The sequence below is a fragment of the Sphingomonas floccifaciens genome (assembly GCF_042681125.1).
GTDB lineage: Bacteria > Pseudomonadota > Alphaproteobacteria > Sphingomonadales > Sphingomonadaceae > Sphingomonas > Sphingomonas floccifaciens.
Map to the genome: position 1 here is coordinate 261,178 of NZ_JBHUFC010000006.1, position 13,722 is coordinate 274,899.

14 protein-coding genes and 1 other RNA gene are annotated in these 13,722 nt (G+C 67.4%); 3 read left to right on the top strand and 12 right to left on the bottom strand.

Going from position 1 to position 13,722, the window contains the following annotated elements; genetic code table 11:
- Nucleotides 1–26: 26 nt before the first annotated feature.
- The 10 genes from ACFSC3_RS14795 to ACFSC3_RS14840 form a co-directional block, all read right to left on the bottom strand.
- Nucleotides 27–1,949 carry a hypothetical protein gene (locus tag ACFSC3_RS14795; RefSeq protein WP_380941197.1) on the bottom strand — a complete coding sequence of 641 codons (1,923 nt, stop codon included), beginning with the start codon at nt 1,947–1,949 and terminating at the stop codon, nt 27–29.
- A 214-nt stretch (nt 1,950–2,163) separates the two neighbouring features.
- An RNA gene (gene rnpB, locus ACFSC3_RS14800) (RNase P RNA component class A) lies at nt 2,164–2,534 on the bottom strand.
- Between the two features lie 11 nt (nt 2,535–2,545).
- Nucleotides 2,546–3,235: an N-acetylmuramoyl-L-alanine amidase gene (locus tag ACFSC3_RS14805; RefSeq protein ID WP_380941198.1), complete on the bottom strand. Its 690-nt coding sequence runs from the start codon at nt 3,233–3,235 to the stop codon at nt 2,546–2,548.
- A 46-nt stretch (nt 3,236–3,281) separates the two neighbouring features.
- A complete protein-coding gene (locus tag ACFSC3_RS14810; protein WP_380941199.1) occupies nt 3,282–4,121 on the bottom strand; it encodes a CheR family methyltransferase in 840 nt (279 codons plus the stop codon).
- Nucleotides 4,118–5,182: a chemotaxis protein CheB gene (locus tag ACFSC3_RS14815; RefSeq protein ID WP_380941200.1), complete on the bottom strand. Its 1,065-nt coding sequence runs from the start codon at nt 5,180–5,182 to the stop codon at nt 4,118–4,120. The genes ACFSC3_RS14810 and ACFSC3_RS14815 overlap by 4 nt, the downstream gene beginning before the upstream one ends.
- Nucleotides 5,183–5,208: 26 nt before the next feature.
- Nucleotides 5,209–5,574: a response regulator gene (locus ACFSC3_RS14820; RefSeq protein WP_380941201.1), complete on the bottom strand. Its 366-nt coding sequence runs from the start codon at nt 5,572–5,574 to the stop codon at nt 5,209–5,211.
- 82 nt (nt 5,575–5,656) lie between these two features.
- Complete coding sequence (locus ACFSC3_RS14825) at nt 5,657–6,088, bottom strand: chemotaxis protein CheW (RefSeq protein ID WP_380941202.1); 432 nt, start codon at nt 6,086–6,088, stop codon at nt 5,657–5,659.
- Complete coding sequence (locus ACFSC3_RS14830) at nt 6,085–8,409, bottom strand: chemotaxis protein CheA (RefSeq protein WP_380941203.1); 2,325 nt, start codon at nt 8,407–8,409, stop codon at nt 6,085–6,087. The genes ACFSC3_RS14825 and ACFSC3_RS14830 overlap by 4 nt, the downstream gene beginning before the upstream one ends.
- 238 nt (nt 8,410–8,647) lie before the next feature.
- Nucleotides 8,648–9,289: a histidine phosphotransferase family protein gene (locus tag ACFSC3_RS14835; RefSeq protein WP_380941204.1), complete on the bottom strand. Its 642-nt coding sequence runs from the start codon at nt 9,287–9,289 to the stop codon at nt 8,648–8,650.
- Between the two features lie 59 nt (nt 9,290–9,348).
- Nucleotides 9,349–9,783, bottom strand: a complete 435-nt coding sequence (locus tag ACFSC3_RS14840) for a M67 family metallopeptidase (RefSeq protein ID WP_380941205.1) — start codon at nt 9,781–9,783, stop codon at nt 9,349–9,351.
- Here ACFSC3_RS14840 and ACFSC3_RS14845 point away from each other — a divergent pair.
- Nucleotides 9,782–10,729, top strand: a complete 948-nt coding sequence (locus ACFSC3_RS14845; RefSeq protein WP_380941206.1) for an RluA family pseudouridine synthase — start codon at nt 9,782–9,784, stop codon at nt 10,727–10,729. The two genes, ACFSC3_RS14840 and ACFSC3_RS14845, sit on opposite strands and share 2 nt — an antisense overlap.
- Before the next feature lie 55 nt (nt 10,730–10,784).
- Nucleotides 10,785–11,693: an RNA polymerase sigma factor RpoH gene (rpoH, locus tag ACFSC3_RS14850; RefSeq protein WP_380941207.1), complete on the top strand. Its 909-nt coding sequence runs from the start codon at nt 10,785–10,787 to the stop codon at nt 11,691–11,693.
- On the opposite strand, the gene ACFSC3_RS14855 is transcribed toward rpoH, so the two are convergent.
- Entirely contained in the window at nt 11,694–12,488 is a 795-nt protein-coding gene (locus ACFSC3_RS14855; protein ID WP_380941208.1) for a transporter, read from the bottom strand.
- A 77-nt stretch (nt 12,489–12,565) separates the two neighbouring features.
- Here ACFSC3_RS14855 and mtgA point away from each other — a divergent pair, with 77 nt between their 5' ends.
- Complete coding sequence (gene mtgA, locus ACFSC3_RS14860) at nt 12,566–13,288, top strand: monofunctional biosynthetic peptidoglycan transglycosylase (protein ID WP_380941209.1); 723 nt, start codon at nt 12,566–12,568, stop codon at nt 13,286–13,288.
- A 101-nt stretch (nt 13,289–13,389) separates the two neighbouring features.
- Here mtgA and ACFSC3_RS14865 read toward each other — a convergent pair whose 3' ends face one another.
- The gene (locus ACFSC3_RS14865; protein ID WP_380941210.1) at nt 13,390–13,650 is read right to left on the bottom strand and encodes a hypothetical protein; all 261 of its coding nucleotides are present in this window, start codon (nt 13,648–13,650) and stop codon (nt 13,390–13,392) included.
- Nucleotides 13,651–13,722 lie beyond the last annotated feature (72 nt).

The window sequence follows — 13,722 nt, forward strand, 5'->3', positions numbered from 1 at the left end:
CACTGTGCGCGTCGATCGGCCGAAGCCTAGTTCGCCAGCTTGAACCTGATCTTGGTCGACGTCCCCCCACACCCCAGACCGCCGTCGGGACGGAAGGTCTTGGCGAACCGGGCCGTCGCGACCAGATCGCGCCCACCGTCGCTGAAGACAAAGGGTGGATAGGCGGCAACGACCCGCGTGTTCAGCGCCCGCCCCTCTGCATCGATATCGCTTTCGACCTGCACCCATCCCTCGAACCCCCAGCGGCGCGCTTCCTGTGGAAATTCGCCATTGAAGCGCAGCAGCTGCGGCTGCTTGTCGACCAGCGCGCATTGGCTGGCGGCCAGTCCGGACCGTTCGAACATCGCCCGCGCCATATCGGGCCGCCCGGCGATCTTTTCCGCCGAAGCCAGCCGGACGAGCGCGCCGACCTTGAACGGGTCCTTGTCCGGCAGTGCAGCATCGTCGGCGACCGCACGCAGCATTTCGACCGAACGTGCCGATCCGGGCTTGTTGCTGTCAGCCAGTTCCAGACGCAGCACCGCGCGGGCACGGGGGTCGTTGGCGTAGCGCGGGTCGGTCAGCAACACCTCCAGTCGCTGGCGCAACGGGGAAGTCCGCCACGCTTCCGCACTGCTGGCCTTCAACGTCGGCAGCGCCACCGCCAGCCGGGCCAGCGGCGGTGCATCGCTCCTGTCGATGATCGCCATCGCTCGCTGACCGTAAGTCAACGTCTCCTCCCGGCCCACGGCTGAATTCGTCATCAGGCGATAGAGCACAGGGACGGCGGCGATCGTCTCGCTCCCCGCGGCCGGCAGGGACGACGTGAGCGTCACGAGTTCGGCCGGCGTCAGCCGCTCCGTACCCGTCGCCAGCGTCACACGCTTCGTCTGCAACCACTCGGCAAGATCACCGGCGAGCGCCGCTTGCAAGGACGGCCGCTCGAACGCCACCGAGCATCGCAGCTCGACCCGCACGTTGTATCGGTAGAAGGGCGGCAGGGCCTTCACCTCCTCCGCTTCCCACGACCAGCGACGCGCCGCCCGCGCGAATTCCAGCGCGACGCGCCCGCCGCCGGCGGCGTAGACCGGCTCGCTCGCGGTCACCGATCCGTCCTCGCCGATCGAGAATTGGACGATGGCGACATCGCTCGGCTTCAGACCGGCGTCGCCGCCGCAATCGGGGGGCGTGATGCCGGTGCCGGGCGACAGCGCCTTGTCGTCACCGAGCCGCCCCGCCCCGGTATAGGCCATGTACCGCCGCGCCTCCTCCTCGTCGCCCGCCAAAAGGGCCGCTATCGCTACGTCCGATCGCGCCGCGACATCGCGCAGGTCGACCCGCGACGTCAGGCCGCCGAGCGTGGTTACGGTCTTCAACCCCATTTTGCGGGCACCCGCGACATCGCCGGTATTGAGCAGCAGCAAGGTGCGCTGGCGCTGGAAATCCGCGATGACGGCGGGCGCGACGGTCTTGCCGGCCATGATCGCATCGGCGCGGTCGAGCGCGGCGCGGGCGCGATCGGGCGCGACGAAGATGCCGGTCTCCGCTTCGCCGAGCAACGCGCCCAGCTGGTCGCCGGGTTGATCCGCGAACCGACCGGCCTCGGCATAGAGCGACACGGCGCCGGCATAGTCGAGCGAGGCCTTCGCGACCGCAGCCAGCAGCAGCAGCGTATCATAGCGGTCGGCTCTGAGCGTCGTGTCGCTTTCCGGCAGGCCGGCCAGCGCGGTTCGCGCCGCGGCGATCGATTCGTCCCGCCGGTTGAGCTTATAGAGCGGCATGGCCTTGCGCGCGGCGATGATCGCCAGCGTGCGGCGATTGCCGGCGACGCGCTTCTCCAGCGCTTCCCACGCCGCCAGTGCCTCGGCGAATTTCTTGTCGCGTTGCAACGCCGTCGCGGCTTCGAAGGCCTGTTGCACCGTGGGCTGCGCGGCCTGTGCGATCATGGCCGCGGCGATCATTGCCGACATCTGTCCTGTTCCCCCCAGTCGACGCGGCCGGACGGGGCCGAATCGGTGTGGGTTCGAGGTATATCAGCTTGGGGATCGGGCGCATCAGGATTGCCGGCTGGCTTGGGCACGCGAGTTAATCGCGTGCCCGTCGGTCCTCGTTGCACGAGGCCGGCCGCGCTTCGCCGTGCGGCTCGCCGCACCGGCGATTAGCTACTGCTAATCGCCTCGGCGAAGCGCCAGAGGGTCTGTAAGCCGGGTTCTGTCCACCTCGCCTCGCGGCAAGGATAGGCGACCATTCCTCTAGGACGACGCTCGCGCGCCGCCTCCAGCAACCAACCCGGACGACGGGCCGAAACGAGGCCCATATGCCATCCCTATTCGGTCTTGCTCCCGGTGGGGTTTACCGTGCCGCTTCCGTTACCAGTCGCGCGGTGCGCTCTTACCGCACCCTTTCACCGTGACCGGGTCGAGACCCGGACGTCTGCTCTCTGTTGCACTGTCCCTGGGGTCACCCCCGGCGGGCGTTACCCGCCACCGTCGTTTCGTGGAGCCCGGACTTTCCTCGCGTGTCGTGAAGACACCCGCGGCCGCCCGACCCTCTGGCGCGGTCGGCCTTAGTCGTCCCCTTGGGGTTTTGGCAACAACAGCGCCAGCAGGATCATCCGGCATTCGGCATCGATCTCGCCATCGACAAGTTCGGGTCGGAACCGCCGCTGAAACGCGACGATCGCCGCCATCGGATTGGTCACGTCATAGCCGAAACGCTCGAGCGCCAGCAGGAAGCCGGCTTCGGTCCACTGCGGATCGATCAGGTTCTTCGTGGGTCGCGGTAGCGCGAGGCGCAGGCGGGCGAGGCGATGCCACGGGAACAGCTCGCCCGGGTCGCGCTTGCGCGCCGGTGCGATGTCCGAATGGCCGACAACGTTGCCCCGCGAGATCTGCCACCTATCCTTGATCTCGGACACAAGCCGGATGACCGCGTCGATCTGCACGTCGGGGTAGGGAACGTATTTATACTCATGGCCCGGATTGACGATCTCGATCCCGACCGATGCGCTGTTCAGGTCGGTCATGCCGCGCCAATGCGAGTTGCCCGCATGCCAGGCGCGCTTGTCCTCCGCGACCAGGCGATGGACCGTCCCATCCTCATACACCAGATAGTGCGAGGAGACCTTCGCGGCCGGGTCGCACAGGCGTTGCAGCGCCGATGGGCCGTCAAGCATGCCGGTATAATGCAGCACGATCGCCGACACCGGCAGCAGGCGTTCGTCGAAATTGGGCGAAGGCGAGTCGATGAAGTCCATGCGCGGCGGTCAACCTACGGTCGATAGCCGCTGACGGCAATGCCGCTCAGTCGACCCGCGTATAGGCGCCGCGCCACTGCGTCGACGGATCGAACCGGTCGGTCTGGCCGATCACCGTCTCCCCCGCGCCGAGCACCAGCAGCCCGGATGGCCGCAGCGCGTCGGCGAACATCGAAAAGACCTGACGGCGAACGTCCTGCGCGAAATACAGGAGCACGTTGCGGCAAAGGATCACGTCGAAGTGACCGGGAGGCGGCGCGTCGAACACCAGATTGTGGGTGCGGAACTGGATACGGCCGACCAGCTCGCGCTTCGCGGTCCAACTCCGGTCGTCGCCGTCGAACCAGGTGATCATCCGCATCATCGGCAGGCCGCGCTGAATCTCGAACTGGGTAAAGCTGCCCTGCCGTGCGCGCGCGACGGCATCGGCCGACACGTCGGTGGCGATGATGTCATAGGCGGTGTCGGGCAGTCCGCGCTCGTCGAGCATCATCGCCAGGCTCAGTGGCTCCTGCCCGGTCGAGCAGCCCGCCGACCAGATACGCAGCCGCCGGTCGGGCGCGGCGGCGTGCAGCGCGACCGCCGCATCCGCCACCATCGTGAAGACCGGCGCGTCGCGGAAGAACGACGTCTCGTGATTGATCAGCGCGTCGACCACACGTTGCACAAGAGGTTCCTCGCCCGCGGCATTCAGCCGCACCGACAGTTGTGCCAGTGATTTCATGTCCAGATCGCGCAGCATCGGCGACAATGCCGACTCGACCCGCCACATCCTTTGCTGGCCGAGCAATTGGCCGGTACGCCGTTCGAACATCGTCGCGATCGTTCGGATCGCTGCGGCCGTGCCGGCGTCGGTCGTACCGCCGGTACCGACGAGCGCGGTCATTTCCCCACCCCCTGCTCGGCGATCAGGCGCCCGATCGCATCGGGGGGCAGGATGGCGGTCGCCGTTCCCGCATTGGCGATCGCACCGGGCATGCCCCACACGACCGAGCTGCCGCGATCCTGAACGATGACCGACGCGCCTTCGCCCAGCAGGTCGCGCGCGCCAATGCTGCCGTCGCGCCCCATCCCGCTCAGCACGACGCCGAGCGCACGCTTGCCGAACACCTGCGCGGCCGACGCGAACATCGGGTCGACCGATGGCAGGCAGCCGCTGACCGCCGGCTCACGCGACAGCCGCGCCGCCGCGCCGTCGCTGGTCCGCGCGAAGCAGAGGTGGGCGTGGCCCGGCGCGATCATGATGCGGCCGGGGCGGATCCGCATGTGATCCTCCGCGACGTCGCACGGACGCCCCGCGATCAGCGCAAGCTGTGCCGCGAAATAGGGCATGAAGGATGCCGGCAGATGCTGGGTGATCAGGATCGGCTGACGGAACGCCGGCGGGATCGCGCGCAGCATCGCGCTCAGCGCATGGATGCCGCCGGTCGACGCGCCTACCGCCACGATGTCGAACGGGCTGATCGACTGCTGCGGCGCAGACACTGGCGCGCGCGGCGCTGCGGTCGCAACCTCGTCGACGCTGCCAAGCCGATCCAGCCGCTCGCGCAGCAAGTCCGAGAAACGCCCGGCAAAGTCGCCGATACCCGGCTTGGCGAGCGTATCGGCGGCGCCCAGCGCCAGCGCCTGGATCGTCGCGATCGCGCCTTCCCCGGCGGTTGCGGACACGACCAGCACCTTCGCCCCCTGCCCCGCGGCCAGGAGGTCGGGAAGGCCGGTCAGCCCGTCGATCTCGGGCAATTGCAGGTCGAGCAGGACGATGTCGACGCGGTGACGCTTCAGGAATTCGAGTGCCGGACGCACGCCGCTGACCGCGCCGACGACCACATAGCGGTCGGTCGCGTCGATCATCCGGCCGAGTGCCGCACGTGCGACGATCGAATCGTCGACGATCAGGACGCTGCGCACGGCCGCCTCGGCGACCGGCCTGGGACTGGGAATGGACATGGCTCTGGCCTCTACGCGGACGCGCGTCAGGCCATGCCGACGATCTGCAGCTTGCTCTCCAGCGTCTCGCGGTCGAACGGCTTCATGACATATTCGTCGGCCCCCGCCTCGATCGCGGCGCGGATATAGGCCATGCCGTTCTCGGTCGTGCAGAAGACGACCTTCGGCCGCTTGGCGATCTCCGAATCCCGCAGGGCGCGCAGGAAATCCATCCCGCTCATCACGGGCATGTTCCAGTCGAGCAGGATGACGTCCGGCGTCAGTTCGCGGCAGCTGTCGAGCGCCTCGCGACCGTCGCCAGCCTCGCGCACCTCGAAGTCGAGCGTTTCGAGGATATGTCGGGCAACCTTTCGGATTACCTTGGAATCATCGACGACGAGACAGGTCTTCATCTGATCACTTTCTTCTACGCGACTGCGATCACGCTTATGCGTCGCAAGGGGTAAGGGACGCGTTAATCCAACCGGATTTCGTTCAGGCCGCGAGCGCCGTCGAAACACCGGGCACCAGGCCGGCCAGATCGATCGCCAGCACCGGCTCTTCGTCCCGCTCGACAATGCCGATCGCGATCGCGCGCCATTCGGGGGCGAGCGCGGTGCCGTTCGCCAGGGGCTGGAGCGCGAAGGCCGATACGTCGTCCAGAGCATCGACCAGCATCGCGTAGTGATGCCCGTCGACGCGCACGATGACCGCGCGACCCGTCCCGCTGCCGCCGTCGAGCCCGAGGGCGATCCGCGTATCGATCACGGTTACCACGCGGCTACGCAGGGCCGACAGCCCCAGGACAAGCGACGCCGCGCGCGGCACCGGCGTCACCTCGGCGATGTCGACCACCGATTCGACTTGGTCGGAGCCGATCGCGACCGTCCGGCCGGCGATATGGGCAATGAGGAACAGATCTTTCATCGGCCGACTCCCGCCCGCTTCGCATCGCCGTGGCGGATCGCCACCCTGGCCTCGACCGCAGCCAGGATCGCGGCGCGGTCGTATCGGTAGATCGCGCCGGGCGTCGATGCTGCCCCGGCGGTCAGGCGGATGGCATCGTCGCTGCCGTGCCCGTCGGCACCCTGGCCATCGAGCAGCAGGACCGCATCGGCGGTGCCGCCGGCATCCTCCTCGACGACGCGGTAGCCGGCGCGCGCCAGCATCGGCGCAACGAAGCCCCGCAGCCACGGATCGCGACCGATCAGGCAGGTCGGCTGCCGCACCGGCGGCGCCTCGCCCTCCGCCCGCTCGGTCGCGAACAGCCAGAACGGATCGATGACCTCGACCGGTTCGCCGTCGATCAGCGCGACGCCGGCGACCATGCCGGGGACGACCGGATCGGCCATCGTGTCGGGCAGCGCCACGATATCCAGCGCCTCGGTAATGGCATAGCCGATCTCGCCGGCCCCATCGGTCATCCGCACGACGTCGATCGTCGGGCGGGCCGACGTGTCGGCGCTGGCGATCAGCGGAATGATCTGTTCATCGACGATCAGGCGAAGCTTGCCGCCCGAAACGCCGATCCGCGCCGCGGCGACGGTTTCGATACGGTCGACTGCAGCGAGCGGCAGGGCGCGCAGCGTATCGTCGACATCCCGGAACAACAGCGCCTGAATGCCCGGAACCTCGGCTTCGACCGCGTCTTCGTCGACCGGCGTCTCGCGGGTGAAGACCAGCCCGGCGTCGGCGGCGAGGCCGGAGCAGTCGAGCATCAGCATCGGACGGCCGTTATCGGGGAGCGTCTGCCCGGCGAACAGCCCACAGGCCATGATCGCCGGCGCGGCGGGCTTGATGACCAGTTCCTCGGTATCATGGACCGAATCGACCGCCAGCACATAGCTGCCGATGCCGATGCCGACGATGACGAGCATCTGTGTATCGCGGTTGCGCTTCAACCCCAGGCGCTCGTCGAGCGGCAGCAGCGGCAGGCGGCGGTCGCGGACCGTCGCCAGCGTCGCGCTGCCGACGTGATCGATGCGGATCGCCTCGCCCTCCTCGCTCACGATCTCCTCGATCGCCTGGCGCGGAATGGCGAAGCGCTGATCGCCGACGCCCACGACGATGGTCGGAATGATCGAGAGGGTCAGCGGCACATGGATCGCGATGCGCAATCCCTTGCCGCGCGTGCTGTCGAGTTCGATCCGGCCGCCGATCTGCTCGATGGCGGCGCGGACGATATCCATGCCGACGCCGCGGCCCGAGATTTCGGTGACTTCGTCCTTCGACGACAGGCCGGCCTCGAAGATCAGGTCGAGCTGCTGGCGCGCCGACAGTGCACGCAGGTCGCGTTCGTCGCGTGCGCCGTTGGAAGCGAGCTTGGCGATGAGCCGGTCAGTGTCGATGCCGGCGCCGTCGTCGATCACCTCGACGATGATCTGGTTGCCGGCCTGGCGCGCGCTGACCGTCAGGCGACCATTTTCGCGCTTACCCAGCGCGCGACGCACCGCCGGCGCCTCGATCCCATGATCGATCGAGTTACGGACGATGTGAACAAGCGGGTCGCGCAGTACCTCGATCATCTCGCGGTCGAGTTCGACGTCCGAGCCCTCGACGGTCACCGACACCGACTTGCCTAGGCTTGCGGCAGTATCGCGGACCATGCGCGGAAGCGCAGAGAACAGCGAATCGATCTTCTGCATCCGCGTCCGCGTCACCGTCTCGCGCATGTCGGCGACGGTCGCGGACAGGCGTTCGAGCGCGGCTTCGAGCGCGGGGTCGGGATTTTCCTCACGGACGCGCCGTGCGAGTTCGTTGCGCGCCAGCACCATGTCGGACATTCCCGACATCATCCGGTCGAGCAGGTCGACGTTCAGTCGAACGCTGCGGGCAGCGCTGCGGTGTCCCGTCGGAGCCGGCGCCTGCACGACGAACTCCCGCCCCTCGGCCAGCGCCGCGATCAGCAGGTCTTCGCCGGAGTCGTCGAGCGCGACCTGTGCGTCGATCGCCTCGACCAGCTCGCCGATCCGGTCGACGACCGCCAACACCGCATTGACCAGCGCGCGGTCGGGCATGCGCTTGCCGTCGCGCACCGCGGCCAGCACGTCCTCGGCGGCATGGCTGAGCCGGGCGAGGCGCGGCAGATCCAGGAAGCCGCAGCTCCCCTTGACCGTGTGGACGAAGCGGAAGATCGCATCCAGCCGCCCGCGATCGGTGGGATCGGCTTCCCACGCGACGATCTCGCCCGCGAGCACGTCGAGCGTCTCTCGCGTCTCCGCGATGAATTCCTGGAGTAACTCGTCCACCTGGGTCCCCACTGGCAATCCGGCGGGACCTTGAGACAGGTGCGGTTAAATCGGCGTTTACGTCGCCGGAGGTTTCGATGATGAAACGAGCGGGCGTCGGCTGCCCCAACAATCCTCCTCTGCAAGGGGAGGTGGCGCGCGTCAGCGCGACGGAGGGGTGTAACCCTCTCCGGACACCTGGACACCCCGCCGTCAGGCCTGCGGCCTGCCACCTCCCCTTGCAGGGGAGGGCACGAGGTTACGTCGCGTTGATGATCGCACCGAACATCAGGACGGGCGCATCGGGCGGCGAAATTTGCAGCGAGCCGCCGTTTTCGGTCACGAGCGATCGCGCCAGATGCGCCGCCGCCGCACGCGGCGTGATCGCGCCCGCCGAGGTCCCCGCCAGCGCGCCGCGCAGTTCGTCGTCCAGCACGATCCGCTGCCCCTCACCGCGCACGACGATCTCGACATGGTCGTCGCGCTGTTCGGCGCCGATATCCAGCTGACCACCGCGCACCAGTGCATCGCCCGCGATCAGGGTCAGGTTGAGCAGCACCTTGATCGCGCCCTTCGGCAGCGTCGGGTCCTCGATCATCCAGCCGATGTTCACGCGGCGATTGTCGCCGAACAGACCCATCACCGCGGCCTGCGCCTCGCGCGTGTCGACCCGCTCGCCGAAGCCACCGGCCGCACCGAAGGCCAGGCGAAAGAATTTCAGCTTGTTCGCCGATGCCCGCGCGCTTTCGCTCAGCAGCTCCAGGCAGCGCTGGCGCATTTCCGGATCGGTTTCGTCCGCCAGCAGCTCCAGCCCGTTGTTGAGCGCCCCGATGGGGCTCAACAGATCGTGGCACAGGCGCGAACAGAGCAAGCTGGCGAATTCGGTCGAAGATGTCGGCAAGGCAATGCTCCTGGGGAAGCGCGTGGCCTTACAGGCAAGCGGGCGCTCGCCGCAACCGCTCACATGGCATCGATCGGGCGCAGGTCGACGGGATCGAACCGTTCATGGCGTTCTCCGCCGGCGACCACCCGCCAGCCGCGAATCGGGCCGCCGCCCGCGATCAACCAGATCCAGCCTTCCGTTACGGCATCGGCCGCGTCCGTCCGCGACGGCGCGGGGTCGCCCGAAGGGTGCGAATGATAGCACCCTATGATCCGCGCGCCCCCTCCCCGCTCCGCTCTATACGCGGCGATCAGTGCAGCGGGATCGATCTCGAAACGGCGCTCCGGCTCGGCAGCGACATTTGCGCATCGTATGTGAGCCGTGATCCGGTCGTCGTCGCCGAACAGCAGGCCGCAAATTTCACGATCCTCGATCGATGCCGCCTCGGCAGCGATTTCGGCCAGGATGCGGCTTGAAATTTCGACACTCTTTCCCATTTGGGTGCCACTCATGGACCGGGGGGTTTCCATCATTCAAGCGCGGATTGCCGCGGCAGCCGATGGCTGGCGGCTGGATCGTGCGCTCGCCGACGCCGTGCCGACCATGTCGCGCGAGCGGTTGAAGGTGCTGATCTCCTCCGGCGCCGTCACGGGCCCGGCCGGTCTGGTCCGCGACCCGGCGAAAAAGGCGGTCGGCGACGGCCTCTACGACATCGCCGTGCCCGACCCGACGCCGGCGCACAACGAACCGCAGGATATCGCGCTCGACGTCGTGTACGAGGACGAGCATCTGATCGTCATCGACAAGCAGGCCGGGCTCGTCGTGCACCCGGCGGCGGGCAACCTCGACGGCACGCTGGTGAACGCGCTGCTCCACCATTGCCAGGGCTCGCTGTCGGGCATCGGCGGCGTCGCGCGACCGGGGATCGTCCACCGGATCGACAAGGACACGTCGGGCCTGATGGTCGCGGCCAAGACCGACCGCACGCACGAGGGACTCGCCCGCCAGTTCAAGGCACACAGCATCGACCGGCGGTACAAGGCGATCGTGTCGGGCCGGCCGCGCGTGAAGGCAGGTGTCGTCGACGCACCGCTCGCCCGCTCGCCGCAGAACCGCAAGAAGGTGGCGATCGTCTCGGGCGGTAAGCACGCGATCACGCATTGGCGTGAACTTCGTGAACTTCGCGACGCCGCGCTCGTCGAATGTCGGCTGGAAACGGGGCGTACACATCAGGTGCGCGTCCACATGGCATCGCTCGGCCATCCGCTCGTCGGCGACCCGGTCTACGGCCGGACGAAGTCGTCGCACCGGGCGCTCTTGGAAACACTCGGTTTCCACCGTCAGGCGTTGCATGCCGCCCGGCTGGGGTTCATTCACCCCATCACAAGCATCGCTTTGTCGTTCGAAAGCGAAATGCCGGCTGACATGCAGGAACTGTTCAACCAGCTTCGAGTATAAGGTCAGGGACCTTTGCCGCGGTGCGGCATGGTCCAGCAAGGAGAAAGGTACGATCATGGCAAAAAGCAGCAACGTCCCAGCGACGATTCCTGCGCTCGGCGGTGAGGCGAGCCTCAACCGCTATCTCGCCGAGATCAAGAAGTTTCCGATCCTTGCGCCCGAGCAGGAATATATGCTCGCCAAGCGCTTTCAGGATCATGGCGACCCCGATGCCGCCGCACAGCTGGTGACGAGCCACCTGCGTCTGGTCGCGAAGATCGCGATGGGCTATCGTGGCTATGGCCTGCCCGTGTCCGAGCTGATTTCCGAAGGGAATATCGGCCTGATGCAGGGCGTGAAGAAGTTCGAGCCCGACCGGGGCTTTCGCCTGGCGACCTACGCCATGTGGTGGATCCGCGCGTCGATCCAGGAATTCATCCTGCGCAGCTGGTCGCTGGTAAAGATGGGCACAACGGCCGCGCAGAAGAAGCTGTTCTTCAACCTGCGCCGCATGAAGTCGAAGCTCGACGCGTTCGAGGAAGGCGACCTGTCGCCCGAACATCTCACCAAGATCGCGACCGACCTGGGCGTGACCGAGGAAGAGGTCACGTCGATGAACCGCCGCATGGCGATGGGCGGCGACACTTCGCTCAACGTCCCGATGCGCGAGGATGGCGAGGGACAGTGGCAGGACTGGCTGGCCGACGACGCGCCGTTGCAGGACAAGATCGTCGCCGATGCGCAGGAAGCCGATGTGCGCCACGACATGCTCGTGACGGCGATGGACGACCTGAACGAGCGCGAGAAGCACATCCTGACCGAGCGCCGCCTGACCGACGATCCGAAGACGCTGGAGGAACTCAGCCAGGTCTATGGCGTCAGCCGCGAACGCGTCCGCCAGATCGAGGTTCGTGCGTTCGAGAAGCTGCAAAAGGCGATGATGCGCCTGGCCGGCGGCAACCGGATGATCCCCGCCACCGCCTGATCAGAACCGGCGGGCGACCCCGACATAGAGTTCGAGGTCGTCCGTCGTCCGGTTCAGCCCGACGTTTGCCCCGGCGTCGAACTGCAGGTTCTTGCCTCGCTGCCAGCCCAGCGACACGCCGGCGATCGATTTGGTCACATGCTGGCCGGGATCGTCGTCGCGAAAGACCGACAGCTCGCCGGTCGCTGACAAGGACTTGCCGAACGGTAGCTGCAACCCGACGACGCTTCCGTAGGTGAGGTGGCGGCCGTGCCGGTCTTCGTCGACCGCGGCATCCACCTCGGGCGTCAGTTGCAGGTTGAGGCCGCCCGGCAGGTCGACGCTCATCGGCACCAGCATCGCCGCGCCCCAGTCGCCCGCTCCGATCGTCTGCCCGCCGGTCGGCAGGGAGGCGATACCCATCGCGGCGACGGACACGCCCGACCCGTCCGGATTGCTGAAGTTGCGGCGCAGCGCCAGCGTCATATCGCCGACGCCGGCCGATCGCTCGACCATCCCGCTCGCGTCACGCTGACGCTGGAGGCCGACGGCAGTCCACCCGACCTGCGCCTCGGTCTGGGCATCCAGGCCGATGCGGAGGAGCGTGTCGGCCAGCGTCGTCGTGTCGGTCCGCTGTCCGGCGGAGCGGTCGAGCGTCCAGTCGGCCAGCCCCGTCTCCGCCATCACATGGCCGGGATCGAGCGTGCAAGCCGGCGTGCCGAGCCCGGGTCGGTCGGCGCAGAAGTCACGCAGACCCTGCGCCTGGGCGGGCGTTGCGACGAGGGCGGTGAGCAGGATCGGCAGGATGCGCATCATGCCATGCTATGGGGTCGCCCGACGGCAATGCAATGACCCATATTCCCTTGCGACGCCGCGGCGGTTAGCAGGGCGGCATGGCCGCCACCGCTCGTCCGCCCCGCCGCCCGGCCCGTACCGGCTTTCTCCGCCGCGTCATGAGGTGGCTGGCGAAGCTGCTGCTCGCCTTTCTGATCGTCAGCGTGGTGATGACCGTCGTCTACCGGTTCGTGCCGCCGCCGATCACCTGGACGATGCTGGGCGACGTCGTGTCCGGGCACGGCGTGACCAAGGACTGGACCCCACTCGAGCGGATCGACCCGGACATGCCGCGTGCCGCTATCGCTGCGGAGGACTCGCGCTTCTGCTCGCATTCCGGCTTCGACTATAAGTCGATCGCTGCCGCCGCCTATCGCAACGCACAGGGCGGGCGTATCCGGGGCGGATCGACGATCAGCCAGCAGACCGCCAAGAACGTCTTCCTGTTCCAGGGCGGCGGCTATGTTCGCAAGGCGCTGGAGGCCTATTTCACTGTCCTGATCGAGACGATCTGGGGCAAAAGGCGGATTATGGAAGTCTACCTCAACGTCGCCGAGACGGGCATCGGCACTTACGGCGTCGAGGCCGGATCGCAGCGCTATTTCAAGCACGGCGCCGCCAAGATGAGCCCACGGGAGGCGGCGCAGATCGCAGCTGTCCTGCCGCTGCCCAAGAAGCGCGCCGGGATCGCTCCGCGGGGCTTTACCGGGCGCTATGCCGGGTTGATCCAGCGGCGGATTTCGGTGGTGGGCAATCAGGGGCTGGATGCCTGTTTGCGGTAGACCCCGCACTAAAAACCGTCCGTGCTGAGCTCGTAGAACGGTGCTTCGACAAGCTCAGCACGAACGGGGAGAGTGAGTTTGACTCTCCCCAAGGGCAGGCTTCAGTCCACCGCCTTCTTCGCGGCGTCGCCGACATCCTTCGCGGCCGAGCCGACCGACGTCGCGGCGCCTGCGATCGCGTTGTCCTTGCGCGTCTCGCTGCTGTTCTGGGTGAACAGGAAGAACGCGCCGACTGCGACGACGATCAGGACGGCCAGGCCGATCAGCAGGCCGCCGCCGCCGCCGCGCCGTTCGACGATCGTCGTCGTGTGGGTCGGCTGGGCGTTGGTCGTCGTGGTTTCGGTGTAACGGTCGTCACTCATCACGCATCCCCTTCGTTACAAAGTCGATGCGCGCGCAACGGTTTAGCCGGGCTTTTCGTTCCGCAATGGAAA

Coding starts and splice junctions, on each gene's coding strand:
- rpoH (WP_380941207.1), top strand. CDS start 10,785: ATGGCAAAAAGCAGCAACGTCCCAGCGACGATTCCTGCGCTCGGCGGT.
- ACFSC3_RS14815 (WP_380941200.1), bottom strand. CDS start 5,182: ATGTCCATTCCCAGTCCCAGGCCGGTCGCCGAGGCGGCCGTGCGCAGC.
- ACFSC3_RS14845 (WP_380941206.1), top strand. CDS start 9,782: ATGGACCGGGGGGTTTCCATCATTCAAGCGCGGATTGCCGCGGCAGCC.
- ACFSC3_RS14795 (WP_380941197.1), bottom strand. CDS start 1,949: ATGTCGGCAATGATCGCCGCGGCCATGATCGCACAGGCCGCGCAGCCC.
- ACFSC3_RS14865 (WP_380941210.1), bottom strand. CDS start 13,650: ATGAGTGACGACCGTTACACCGAAACCACGACGACCAACGCCCAGCCG.
- ACFSC3_RS14855 (WP_380941208.1), bottom strand. CDS start 12,488: ATGATGCGCATCCTGCCGATCCTGCTCACCGCCCTCGTCGCAACGCCC.
- ACFSC3_RS14840 (WP_380941205.1), bottom strand. CDS start 9,783: ATGAGTGGCACCCAAATGGGAAAGAGTGTCGAAATTTCAAGCCGCATC.
- ACFSC3_RS14820 (WP_380941201.1), bottom strand. CDS start 5,574: ATGAAGACCTGTCTCGTCGTCGATGATTCCAAGGTAATCCGAAAGGTT.
- ACFSC3_RS14825 (WP_380941202.1), bottom strand. CDS start 6,088: ATGAAAGATCTGTTCCTCATTGCCCATATCGCCGGCCGGACGGTCGCG.
- ACFSC3_RS14810 (WP_380941199.1), bottom strand. CDS start 4,121: ATGACCGCGCTCGTCGGTACCGGCGGTACGACCGACGCCGGCACGGCC.
- ACFSC3_RS14805 (WP_380941198.1), bottom strand. CDS start 3,235: ATGGACTTCATCGACTCGCCTTCGCCCAATTTCGACGAACGCCTGCTG.
- mtgA (WP_380941209.1), top strand. CDS start 12,566: ATGGCCGCCACCGCTCGTCCGCCCCGCCGCCCGGCCCGTACCGGCTTT.